This window comes from Novosphingobium sp. (genome assembly GCF_032093395.1).
Taxonomy (GTDB): Bacteria; Pseudomonadota; Alphaproteobacteria; order Sphingomonadales; family Sphingomonadaceae; genus Novosphingobium.
In genome coordinates, this window is record NZ_DAMDBA010000014.1 from 31,235 (window position 1) to 43,098 (window position 11,864).

Sequence of the window (11,864 nt, forward strand, 5' to 3'; positions counted from 1 at the left end):
AGAGATTAGAGGATCGAAAGTGCTCCGTCCACGATCAACGGAGTTGAGGGCTGAGTTCTTGGGCGGACTACGAGGTGACGATGCATTCCTGCCCGGTGGCCTTCAGCGCGCCGCAAGCCTTGACGGCCTGGGCCTTGCTGGAAAACCCGGCGGCATAGAGCTTGGTGAGCTTCCCGGCGGGCACGAGAACCCGCCTCGACCCGGCCATCTCGGGCCGTTTCGACAGGGAGGCCCAAAGCTTCTCGGCGTTCCCGGGCACGCCGAAGGCGCCGAGTTGCAGGCGCCAGATACCGCCGCCGGCCGGGGGCGATGGGACTCGGGCGACGGTCTGTGGGGGCGACTTCTGCTGCGCCGTAAGCTTCGGAGGTTGGGAAGGTCGCTGCGCTAGCTGGGCAGAGGGCGCCGTGCCGGGCTTGGCCGGAAGGGGAAGCGATCGCGTCAGCGTGTAGTCTGCCCCGGCACTGGCCGGACTGTCCGTTGCGATCGCTTTCGGACCGGATCCCAGTTCCGCCCCGGCGATCTGGTTGATGCGGCTGGATTCGGCGCGGCTGGACAGTTCGGAGGCGAGCGCCACGCTTTTCTGTCGGTCTTCCAGCGAAACATGGGTGTCCATCTGCGTCAGGGCACTCGCCGCCTGCGGCAGGCCGCCCCGCTGCGCCAGCGTCACCAGCGCATAGGCGCGCACCCAGTCCTTCGCGACGATGTCTCCATTGAAATGAGCGACGCCCAGAAGGTATTCGGCCCTGGCGTCTCCTCTTGCGGCGGAGGCCTGGATGAACGGCATGGCCTTCTGGCGTTCGCCGCGCTGGAACAACATCAGCCCGTAAGTGTCGGAGGCCTGCACATGTCCTTGTGCCGCAGCTTTTCCGTAGAGCTCCTCCGCCTTGCGAAGGTCGAGTGCGACGCCGCGCCCCATTTTGTAGGCTTGTGCCAGATTGAACTGCGCGTCCGCGTCGCCCCTGGCGGCCAGCGGCTGCCATTGCTGGATGGCGGCCGGATAGTCGCCGGCCGACCAGGCATCGACCCCAGCCTTGACATCCGCCGCTGCCGGACTTGCGGCCAGGGCTGCGACGGCAAGCAACAGGCCCGGTCCAGGCGAGGCTGACCTAAGGACTTTGAGCCGAAGGACTTTGAAATTGTTCGGCACTGGGGTGGCCTCGACTTTCTGGTTCCGGTCCGGTCATGGTAAGCGAAGGAGCCTGCCGATCCATCCGCATATCCCCGAGGATGCGCGTTGAAGGGCGAAATTCGCGTTAATCGTGATGGTAAATGAAAAATGCCCTCGTCGGGCATTCCGGTCCGGCGACATGTCAGTTCGATTAACTCTAAATTAGGAACGATCTGCGATCCAGCCTCTTGTGAGCCGCCGATTTTCTCGTGGCGGCTGCTCAGGGGGTTAACGGCTTTGCGCGTACTGGCATTGGCATCGCAGAAAGGTGGTTCGGGGAAGACCACGCTTTCCGGGCACCTCGCCGTGCAGGCGCAGCGTGCCGGTGCCGGACCGGTCGTGCTTATCGACATCGATCCGCAAGGCTCGCTGGCCGACTGGTGGAACGAGCGGGAGGCGGAATATCCCGCTTTCGCACAGACCACCGTCGCCCGCCTTGCCAACGATTTGCAGGTTCTGCGCCAGCAGGGCTTCAAGCTGGCCGTCATCGACACACCTCCCGCCATCACCATGGCGATACAAAGCGTGATTTCCGTTTCCGAGCTTGTCGTCGTGCCGACCCGTCCCAGCCCGCACGACCTTCGCGCCGTGGGAGCAACCGTCGATCTCTGCGAACGCGCCGGGAAGCCGCTGATCTTCGTCGTCAATGCGGCGACGCCCAAGGCCCGGATCACCTCCGAAGCGGCCGTCGCGCTGTCGCAGCACGGCACGGTCGCGCCGGTCACGTTGCACCAGCGCACCGACTTCGCCGCTTCCATGATCGACGGGCGCACAGTGATGGAAGTGGATCCCGAGGGCCGGTCCGCGCAGGAAATGGGCGCGCTGTGGAACTATGTATCCGACCGGCTCGAACGCAATTTCCGTCGCACCGTCTTTTCGGCGCCCGGGCTGACGGGTCAGCCCGTCATGCCCGGTGCGGCACGTCCGGTGGGCGGCTTCGGTCGCCGGATCGCGGGGGCATGAGGATGATCGCGAACAAACCGCTGCGCCATGCCGGCCTTGCGCTCTGCACCGCCATGGGCGCCGTGCTGCTGGTGAGTTGCGCGGGGCAGGCTCCGTTTGCTCGTAGCGGCGCTCCGGCGTCTTCGGTCGGCGTAGTGGAAAAGGACATCCTTCGCGCCGAGCAGCGGGTTGCCCGGTCGCCGCGCGATGCTTCGGCCCGCGCTGCGTTGGCGCAGGGCTATCTTGCCGCCGGGCGCTTCGATTCCGCTGCCACGACGTTCGAGGATGCCATTTCGCTGGGCGACCAGAGCCCGCGCACCGGATTGAGCACGGCGCTTGCCTATATCGGTGCCGGTCGCGAGGCCGAAGCCATGGCGGTGCTCCGGCGCTTCCAGAACCGCATCCCGGGCAGCGACTATGGCCTTGCCGTCGCCCTTGCCGGAAGCGCCGCAGTGGGCGTGGATATCTTGACCAACGTCGTGCGCGGCGGCGAAAATACGCCCAAGGCTCGACAGAACCTTGCCTATGCCTATGCGCTTGACGGTCGCTGGCGCGAAGCGCGGCTGATCGCCTCGCAGGACGTGCCCGCTGATCAGCTCGATGCCCGGCTGAGCGATTGGGCGAGCGCGGCTCGGCCAGACCAATCGCGCGCCCGCATTGCCGGGCTCATCGGCGCTCCGCTGCGTTCGGACCCCGGGCAGCCGATCATGCTCGCGCTCAATCCTGCTCCCGTCGTGCCGCAAATGGCCAAGGCGGAGACCCGCGCTCCGGCTGCGGAAGCCGAACTGCCGCCGGTGCAGACCGGGGAGAGCTTCTGGGGCGTAAACCAGCCTCAGGACGAGCAGCCGGTGCCGCCGCCCGCGTCGGTGCGCAAGGCCGCTGTGCTTCCTTTGCCGAAGCCTGCCCTGCCGAGGCCTTCTCTGTCCAAGGCGGCTTCGGCGCCCCGGACTCAGGCGCCCTCAAGCAAGGGTATTTCGGGCACGCATCTGGTTCAACTCGGCGCGTTCCGGACGATAGATGGTGCAAAAAAGGCCTGGGGAATTTTCCAGTCGCGCAATCCTGCCCTCAAGGGGCATGATCTGCGCATCAGCGAGGCTAAAGTGAACGGCCAGACTTACTACCGAGTCGCGGCTGGCGGGTTCGACCAGCGCACGGCGCAATCGGTGTGTTCCGCGCTGAAGCAGGGCGGAAATCCCTGCTTCGCTTACGCGCAGCAGCGCCCCTTGCCCGGAGGTGTCCGGATGAGCCAGGCCCGCCGCGCCGAATTATAGTGTTTCCGCGAGGTCGTTGCCTCGCACTTGAGTTCCATGTGAACTAAACGGCTCCTGTTTTCGGACAGGAGCCGTCTTTTTTTGTTTTGGGGAAGTTAAAATTTAGAAAGTCCTGGGGGATGATCCCCCAGACCCTCGGAATGTCGTCGTCGCGCCCGACTTAACCGTATCGCGCTCCTTGCGGCGCAGCCAATAAGTCTCCCGACGCAGCCATGAGCGCACGACGGCGTTGGCCTGCATGACCTCTCCATTCCTGGGGTGCAGGGGGGCTTTGCTCCCCTGCTTTATCCTTTCTTACTTCGCCTTCACCGCCACGCCGCCCTTGAACAACGCCAGCACGCGCCCCTGCACGGGCTGCTTGTCGAACGGCGTATTCCCGGCGGCTGCCGCCATCTTGTCCGAATCGACGATCCACGGGCGATCGGCATCGACCACCGCGATATCCGCCTCGGCGCCGACTTCGAGCTTGCCCGCATTGACGCCGAGCAGCCTGGCCGGGTTGGTCGCGATCAGCTCGAAAGCGCGCGAGAGCGAGATCACGCCGTCGCGGACGAGGTTCATGGTCAGCGGCAGCAGGGTTTCGGCGCCCGCCATGCCAGGTGCGGAGTCCGCGAAAGGCAGGCGTTTGTCTTCGGGCCCGCGCGGGTCGTGGCCGGAGGCGATGACGTCGATCGTGCCGTCGCCGATGGCGGCGATAACCGCCTTGCGATCGTCTTCCGAGCGCAGGGGCGGCGAGAGGTGGGCGAAAGTGCGGAAACCGGCCAGCGCGAGGTCGGACAGCATGAAATAGGCGGGCGTGACGCCGGCGGTGACCTTCAAGCCGCGATCCTTGGCGCGGCGCACGAGGTCGAGACCCTTGGCGGTCGTCACTTTACGGAAATGGATGGCCGCGCCTGCCAGTTCGGCGAGGGCGATGTCGCGCGAGATGGCGAGGGCTTCGGCTTCCGCGGGCGCGGAAGGCAGGCCGAGGCGGGTGGCCATCTCGCCGGAAGTGGCGACGGCCTTGCCGGTGATCCCGGCGTCCTCCGGATGGGTCAGCACGACCATGCCGAGCATGCCGGTATATTGCAGCAGGCGCAGCATCGTGCCCGAGTCGCCGATCCACTGGCGGCCGGTGGTTACCGCCTTGGCGCCGGCGTCACGCATCAGGGCGATTTCGGCGAGCGACTTGCCTTCGAGGTTCTGCGTCGCGGCGGCCAGCGGGTGGACCCAGAGGTCCGGCTTGCCCGACTGCGCCGCGAAACGGACGCGCGCGGGCACGTCCAGCGGCGGGTTCTGGTCCGGCATGAGCGCGGCGCGGGTGATGCCGCCGAAGTGGAAGGCAGGTTTGTCGATGGCGAAGACGCCTATATCGACGAGGCCGGGGGCGATCAGCCTGCCGCCCGCGTCGTGAACCTCGTCGCCCGGCTGAGCGGCGAGATCCGCGCCGATGGCGGTGATAAACCCGCCTTCGCTGCGCAAGGCGCCCGGGGTGATGGTGCCGTCCGGCAGGACGAGCTTGCCGCCGGTGACGGTAAGGGGCGTGCTATTGCTCATGCCTGTGCTTCCTTGGCCCAGCCCTCGACGCCGCGACCTCTTCGGGTCAGCACGTCCAGGCAGGCCATGCGCATGGCGACGCCCATCTCGACCTGGGTGGTGATCTGCGAGCGGCCGACGAGGTCCGCCACGTTGCTGTCGATCTCGATGCCGCGATTCATCGGGCCGGGGTGCATGACCAGGGCATTGCCTTCCGCCTTGGCGAGGCGTTCCAGCGAGAGGCCGTAAAGGTGGCGATATTCGCGCGGGGAGGGGATGAACTGGCCTTCCATGCGTTCGAGCTGGAGACGCAGCATCATCACCACGTCGGCTCCCTTGAGAGCGGCATCGAAGTCATGGAACACCTGCACGTTCATCCGCTCGATATCGGCGGGCAGCAGGGCGGGCGGCGCGCAGACGCGGACTTCGGCGCCCAGCGAGTTGAGCGCGAGGATGTTCGAACGGGCGACGCGGCTGTGCAGGATGTCGCCGCAGATCGTCACGCGCAAGCCGTTGAAGGCGCGCTTGGCCTGGCGGATGGTGAGCGCGTCGAGCAGGGCCTGGGTCGGATGCTCGTGCTGCCCGTCCCCGGCATTGAGCACTGGGCAATCGACGAGGTTGGAGATCAGGTGCACCGCGCCCGAGCTGGCGTGGCGGATGACGATGGCGTCGGCGCGCATGGCGTTCAGCGTCCACGCCGTGTCGATCAGCGTCTCGCCCTTCTTCACGCTCGAATTGGCGACGGCCATGTTGACGACATCGGCGCCCAGGCGCTTGCCGGCGATCTCGAAGCTCAGCAAAGTGCGCGTCGAATTCTCGAAGAAGGCGTTGATGATCGTCAGGCCCGAGAGCAGATCGCGCCGCTTCTGCGTGCCGCGATTGAGCTCCACCCATTGCTGGGCCTCGTCGATAAGGAACATGATCTCGTGCGGGGCCAGGCCGCCGATGCCCACGAGGCTGCGATGCGGGAAAGCTGCAGAGCCTTCCGGATATGTGAATTCTGGAGCTGTCATCGAAGAAAGGGCCTTAGGCGCCGGGTGGAGTCGGCTCAAGGTGTATTTTGGTCCTTTCCAGCATCTCTCGTGCTTTGCCGTTTACCCGCACTGGCCGCGTAGGGATTAGGCCGTTATGGCTAGGGATCGAAAGGCTGGTGAATTCATGACGTTCGCGCGCAAGATCTGGAAGCTGCTGGTGGGCGTTAAGGACGCTCTCGCGCTGATTTTCCTGCTTTTGTTCTTCGCGCTGCTCTATGCGGCGCTGTCCTCCCGGCCCGGCCCCGGCAAGATCGTCGACGGCGCGCTGCTCCTCGATCTCAACGGCAGCATCGTCGAGGAGAAGAGCAGGATCGATCCGCTTAGCCTGCTGATGAGCGCGGAAGGATCGGCGGGCGAATTCCAAGCTCGCGACGTCGAACGGGCGCTGCGGCTTGCGGCGGCCGATTCGCGGATCAAGGTCGTCGTGCTCGACATGTCGCGGTTCCTGGGCGCGGGCATGGTCCATATCGAAGAGATCGGCCGGGCGCTCGACGCGGTGCGCAAGGCGGGCAAGCCGGTGCTGACCTTCGCCAATGCCTATGCCGACGACGGGGTGCTGCTGGCCGCGCACGCCAGCGAGGTCTGGGTCGATCCGATGGGCGGCGCTTTCGTGGCGGGGCCGGGCGGCAACCAGGTATATTTCAAGGGCCTGCTCGACCGCTTCAAGGTGAATGCCCACGTCTATCGCGCCGGCACCTATAAAAGCTTCGTCGAACCCTATCTGCGCAACGATATGTCACCTGCCGCGCGGGAAGCCTATGAGGACATCTACGGCGCGCTGTGGAGTGGGTACAAGGCGGACATCGCCCGCGCCCGCCCCAAGGCGCGGCTCGACCAGATGACAGGCGATCCGATGGCCTGGGCCAGGACGTCGGGAGGCGACTTCGCCGAGGGCGCGAAAGCGGCGGGCCTGGTCGATCGCATCGGCGACCGCACCGAATTCCAGAACCGCGTGGCCGAGATCGCGGGCAAGGACGAGAACGGCGACTTGCCCTACAAGGCCAACGGTCTTGCCGCATGGCTCGCGGCCAATCCCGTGAAGGGAGAGGGCGCGAAGATCGGCGTCGTCACCGTCGCGGGCGAGATCGTCGATGGGGATGCCGGCCCCGGTCAGGCCGGCGGCGATCGCATTGCCGACCTGCTCGACGAAAACATCGACGAGGGTTTCAAGGCCCTGGTGGTGCGTGTCGATTCGCCGGGCGGTTCCGCCATGGCGGCCGAGCGCATCCGCCGCGCGATCGAACGCTACAAGGCGCGCAAGATCCCGATCGTGGTCTCCATGGGCAATATGGCGGCGAGCGGCGGCTACTGGGTTTCCACTCCGGCTCAGCAGGTCTTCGCGCAGCCCGAGACGATCACCGGTTCGATCGGCGTCTTCGCGGTCATCCCCAGCTTCGAGAAGACGCTGGCCGACTATGGCGTCACCAGCGACGGCGTGAAGACCACCGCGCTTTCGGGCCAGCCCGATATCCTCGGCGGCTTCACGCCGGAAGTGGAAGGCATGCTGCAGGCTTCCATCGAGAACACCTATCGCAAGTTCGTCGGCCTCTCCGCCGCAGCGCGCAAGATGACGCCGGAGAAACTGGACGGCGTTGCGCAGGGACGGGTCTGGCCGGGCGGGGAGGCGCAGCGAATCGGCCTGGTGGACAAGATCGGCAACCTCGATGCCGCGCTTGCGGAAGCGGCTCGCCTGGGCGGTATCGGCAACGGCAAGTGGCAGGCGGTCTATCTGAAGGACGACGAGGATTCGTTGTCGATGCTCCTCGGAGGTCTGACTTCGGACAGTTCGCGCCAGTCCGCTGCGACGCTCGATTTCGCTAGCTATGTGGCTCTGCGCCGCCAGCAGCAGTTGGCCCGGGTTGCAGATCAACTGGGCGCCATGTTCTCTACGCGTGGAGCGCAGGCCTACTGTCTGGAATGTCCGGTGGTGCCCGGCCGCCTGAAGGCGCCGGACGCGCGGGAAATGTCGATGCTGGAAACGCTGGCGCGCTTCTTTGGCAAGATGTGATTGCGAACCGCGCCGAGCCCTTCCGTTAATTGAGCGGAAGGGCCCGGCGGGGGGTTTCAGTCGGGAGGTGGAAGCTCGACCGGTCCTGTTTCGGGGCGGTCGAAATCGGGGCCTGTCTCGGGGATTTCCGTCGGTGCCGTCGGTTCGGCCGGATCGTCGGGAAGTACCGGGGTTTCGGGCGGGGTATCGCCGGGATTGTCGGCTGGTTGAGTTGCCATGATCGCCTCTCTCATTGACTTTGTGTCTTGAGGATCAACCCGGAACGAGGCGACAAGTTGCCGGGTGAAGGCCGGGCACGGGGCAGGATGTCGCAGGTCGTTGGGCCATTTCCATCCCGAATCGATCGTTGCCGACCTGCATCCTCGCGACTCGCGGCGCTTGCCCTTTTCCGCGTGTGCTTATAAGGGCACGTCCCTTGAGTTTCAGGCTTCGATCTTTGCGGGCGTGGCGGAATGGTAGACGCGCTGGTTTTAGGTACCAGTATCGAAAGATGTGGGGGTTCGAGTCCCTTCGCCCGCACCATTACGCCGCCCTGGGGGAATGAGTCGCGAGAATCGGCCGACAGGCCCGTTGAATTGCACAGGAAGGCATTTGAAATGCAGATCGTCGAAACCACCAACGAAGGCCTGAAGCGCGCCTACACGGTGACCATTCCCGCCACGACCATCACAGCCCGCGTCGAAGGCGAAATCAAGAAGATCGCTCCGCAGGTGAAGATGCCCGGCTTCCGCGCCGGCAAGGTTCCCGCCAACCTCGTCAAGAAGATGCACGGCGAAGCGATCCACCAGGACGCACTGAACGCCACCATCCGCGAAGCCATGGACAAGCTGGTCGCCGACCACGCCCTGCGCCCCGCCATGAACCCCGACGTCGCGCTTGGCGAAGGCTACGAGCAGGGCAAGGACGCCGAGCTGACCGTCAGCCTCGAAGTGCTCCCCACGATCGCCGCGCCTTCGCTCGACGGCCTCAAGCTTGAAAAGCTGACCGTGCCCGTGGCCGAGGACGCCGTGACCGAAGCGGTAGAGCGCATCGCTTCGCAGCAGCAGCGTTTCGACGCCAAGGACGGCGCCGCCGCTGACGGCGATCAGGTCATCATCGACTTCACCGGCAAGCTCGACGGCGTGGAATTCGAAGGCGGCAAGGCCGAAAAGGCTCCGCTGGTGATCGGTTCGAACCGCTTCATCCCCGGCTTCGAAGAGCAGCTCGTCGGCATCAAGGCCGGTGACGAGCGCACGATCACCGTGACCTTCCCCGAGGATTATCAGGCCGCGAACCTGGCCGGCAAGGAAACCACCTTCGACATCGTCGCGCACGAAGTGAAGGCTCCTGCCGAATCGAAGATCGACGACGATTTCGCCAAGGAACTGGGTCTTGAAAGCCTCGAGCAGCTCCAGGGCCTGCTCAAGGGCCAGCTTGAGCAGGAAACTGCCGGCCTGACCCGCACCGCCATGAAGCGCCAGCTGCTCGACCAGCTTGCCGCCGGTCATGACTTCGACGTGCCGCCGACCATGGTGGAAGCCGAATTCGCGCAGATTTGGCAGCAGCTGACCCACGAAGCCAGCCACGAGGAAGACCCGGCCGCCGCTCTCGCCGAGATCGAGGCCGAGAAGGACGACTACCGCAAGATCGCCGAGCGCCGCGTGCGTCTGGGCCTGCTCCTGTCGGAAATCGGCCAGTCGAACGGTGTTGAGGTGACCGCCCAGGAAATGCAGATGCTGGTCGCCCAGGCTGCTCAGCAGTACCGTCCGGAAGATCGTCAGCGTTTCTTCGAATACGTCCAGCAGGATCCGATGATGGCCGCCCAGCTGCGCGCGCCGCTTTACGAGGACAAGGTCGTCGATTTCCTGATCGAGAAGGCCGAAGTCACCGAGCGTGAAGTGACCCGCGACGAGCTGCAGGCCGCGATCGAGGCCGATACGGACGGCGAAAAGTCGGTGGAAGCCAAGAAGCCGGCCAAGAAGGCTCCGGCGAAGAAGGCTGCCGCCAAGAAGGAAGACGCGGAAGCTCCGGCTGAAGACGCTGCGGCCGAGGAAAAGCCGAAGAAGGCACCTGCCAAGAAGGCCGCTGCCAAGAAGGCAGATGATGCTGCGGACGCGGCCGAGGGTGAGGCGGAAGCCAAGCCGGCCAAGAAGGCTCCGGCCAAGAAGGCTGCCGCCAAGAAGGAAGACTGATCGCTTCCATCGGACGGATCGTCACGAAACGGCCCGGTGCAGCGATGCACCGGGCCGTTTTCGTTCGGGCGTCTCGTCTCTTTGCAAATACCTGGAAACGACAATGCAAATCGCGGTTCTCACGTTCGACGGCTTCAACGAACTCGATTCGTTCGTGGCCTCGGGCATTCTCAATCGCATGAAATCGCGGGGCTGGGCGGCGCACATCACATCTCCCACGCTGCAGGTCACCTCGATGAACGGCGTGACCATCGAGCGGCAGAAGCCTCTGGAATTCGCCGCCGAGGCAGACGCCGTGCTGTTCGGCAGCGGGGTTCTCACGCGCGAGATTGCCGCCGACCGGGCGCTGTTGTCGCGAATCAGCCTCGATCCGCAGCGCCAGTTGATCGGGGCGCAATGTTCGGGAACGCTGCTGCTGGCCAGGCTCGGACTGATAGGCGATCTTCCTGCCTGCACCGATCTCACTACCCGCCCCTGGGTCGTCGAGGCCGGCGTGACGGTGATCGACCGGCCGTTCATCGCGCATGGCCAGGTGGCGACGGCCGGTGGCTGCCTTGCCTCGCAGTACCTCGCGGCCTGGGTAATCGCAAGCGGTGCCTCGCGCAGGGATGCGGAGGAGGCGCTGCACTACGTGGCACCTGTGGGCGAGAAGCGACTCTACGTCGAGCGCGCCATGGCGGCCATTACGGCCTATCTGTAGGCAGACGATGGCGGTCGGCGATGAGCCGCGAATGTTCGAAATCGGTGCAAGTTGTGCTGTGGCAGCCGGTTGCCCCCCGATAGTTGTGCGTGGTGCATCGATAGAAGGGTTAAAGCCCTTGAACATCGGGCGGGGGCACGCGACATAGGCGGTCCAAACCAGAAGAGGACTCCCATGCTCGACCTGTTTGGCGCCGCGGGCGCCCAAGGAAAGTTCACTACCGACCCCGTGACGGGCGCACTCGTGCCGATGGTCGTCGAGCAGACCAGCCGTGGTGAGCGTAGCTTCGACATCTATTCGCGCCTCCTGCGCGAACGCATCGTCTTCATCACGGGCCAGGTCGAGGACCACATGGCCTCGCTGATCGTGGCGCAGCTCCTGTTCCTCGAGTCGGAAAATCCCTCGAAGGACATCTCGATGTACATCAACTCGCCGGGCGGCGTGGTTACGGCCGGCATGGCTATCCACGACACCATGCAGTACATCAAGCCGCGCGTGTCGACCGTTTGCATCGGCCAGGCCGCCTCGATGGGCAGCTTCCTGCTGGCCGCCGGCGAGCCGGGCATGCGCATCGCCCTGCCGAACGCCCGTATCATGGTTCACCAGCCTTCGGGCGGCGCCCAGGGCATGGCTTCGGACATCGAGATCCAGGCTCGCGAGATCCTGCGGATGCGCAAGCGCCTCAACGATCTCTATGTGAAGTACACCGGCAAGTCGCTCGACGAAATCGAGAAGGCGATGGACCGCGACACGTTCCTCGAAGCCGAGGAAGCTCTCGCGTTCGGCCTCGTCGACAAGGTGTTCGAAACGCGCCCCGATGGCGATAAGCCGGCCGAAGCCTGAGCATGACCGCAGGGCCGGAACCTGTCCCTGAGCGGGGCAGGCGCCGGCCTTCAGTCCTCGCTGCAAGGTTGTTGGGCCTTTGCAACGGTTATGGGGATACCCATATCGGTCTCAGGATTGCAAAACCGGCCTTGTCCAAGGTAGACTCGACGAGTCGCCTCGAATGGGCCTAAAGACGGAAAATGACGAAATTGAGCGGATCTGACGCGAAA

10 protein-coding genes and 1 tRNA gene are annotated in these 11,864 nt (G+C 65.0%); 7 read left to right on the plus strand and 4 right to left on the minus strand.

Going from position 1 to position 11,864, the window contains the following annotated elements; all coding sequences use genetic code 11:
• Positions 1-67: 67 nt before the first annotated feature.
• Positions 68-1,081 (minus strand): SPOR domain-containing protein, encoded by a 1,014-nt coding sequence (locus RT424_RS07590; RefSeq protein WP_313435884.1) that lies wholly within the window; start codon positions 1,079-1,081, stop codon positions 68-70.
• A 324-nt stretch (positions 1,082-1,405) separates the two neighbouring features.
• On the opposite strand from RT424_RS07590, the gene RT424_RS07595 reads away from it, so the two are divergent.
• Both RT424_RS07595 and RT424_RS07600 read left to right on the plus strand, forming a co-directional pair.
• Entirely contained in the window at positions 1,406-2,131 is a 726-nt protein-coding gene (locus RT424_RS07595) for a ParA family protein (RefSeq protein WP_313435886.1), read from the plus strand.
• 2 nt (positions 2,132-2,133) lie between these two features.
• A complete protein-coding gene (locus RT424_RS07600; RefSeq protein ID WP_313435888.1) occupies positions 2,134-3,381 on the plus strand; it encodes an SPOR domain-containing protein in 1,248 nt (415 codons plus the stop codon).
• Between the two features lie 294 nt (positions 3,382-3,675).
• Here the strand turns inward: RT424_RS07600 and RT424_RS07605 are convergent, their stop codons facing one another.
• Both RT424_RS07605 and RT424_RS07610 read right to left on the minus strand, forming a co-directional pair.
• Positions 3,676-4,917, minus strand: a complete 1,242-nt coding sequence (locus RT424_RS07605; RefSeq protein WP_313435890.1) for a dihydroorotase — start codon at positions 4,915-4,917, stop codon at positions 3,676-3,678.
• Positions 4,914-5,909: an aspartate carbamoyltransferase catalytic subunit gene (locus tag RT424_RS07610; protein ID WP_313435892.1), complete on the minus strand. Its 996-nt coding sequence runs from the start codon at positions 5,907-5,909 to the stop codon at positions 4,914-4,916. Before RT424_RS07610 ends, RT424_RS07605 begins: the two co-directional genes overlap by 4 nt.
• A gap of 145 nt (positions 5,910-6,054) precedes the next feature.
• Here RT424_RS07610 and sppA point away from each other — a divergent pair, with 145 nt between their 5' ends.
• Entirely contained in the window at positions 6,055-7,938 is a 1,884-nt protein-coding gene (gene sppA / locus RT424_RS07615) for a signal peptide peptidase SppA (RefSeq protein ID WP_313435894.1), read from the plus strand.
• Between the two features lie 56 nt (positions 7,939-7,994).
• On the opposite strand, the gene RT424_RS07620 is transcribed toward sppA, so the two are convergent.
• Positions 7,995-8,156, minus strand: a complete 162-nt coding sequence (locus RT424_RS07620; RefSeq protein ID WP_313435896.1) for a hypothetical protein — start codon at positions 8,154-8,156, stop codon at positions 7,995-7,997.
• Positions 8,157-8,376: 220 nt separating this feature from the next.
• Here RT424_RS07620 and RT424_RS07625 point away from each other — a divergent pair.
• The 4 genes from RT424_RS07625 to clpP all read left to right on the plus strand — a co-directional run bounded on the left by RT424_RS07625 (position 8,377) and on the right by clpP (position 11,652).
• Positions 8,377-8,460 (plus strand) — tRNA-Leu (locus RT424_RS07625).
• Positions 8,461-8,534: 74 nt separating this feature from the next.
• A complete protein-coding gene (gene tig / locus RT424_RS07630) occupies positions 8,535-10,109 on the plus strand; it encodes a trigger factor (protein WP_313435898.1) in 1,575 nt (524 codons plus the stop codon).
• A gap of 103 nt (positions 10,110-10,212) precedes the next feature.
• Positions 10,213-10,809 (plus strand): DJ-1/PfpI family protein, encoded by a 597-nt coding sequence (locus tag RT424_RS07635; protein ID WP_313435900.1) that lies wholly within the window; start codon positions 10,213-10,215, stop codon positions 10,807-10,809.
• Positions 10,810-10,983: 174 nt separating this feature from the next.
• Positions 10,984-11,652 (plus strand): ATP-dependent Clp endopeptidase proteolytic subunit ClpP, encoded by a 669-nt coding sequence (gene clpP / locus RT424_RS07640; RefSeq protein ID WP_021235378.1) that lies wholly within the window; start codon positions 10,984-10,986, stop codon positions 11,650-11,652.
• The last annotated feature ends 212 nt before the right edge of the window (positions 11,653-11,864 follow it).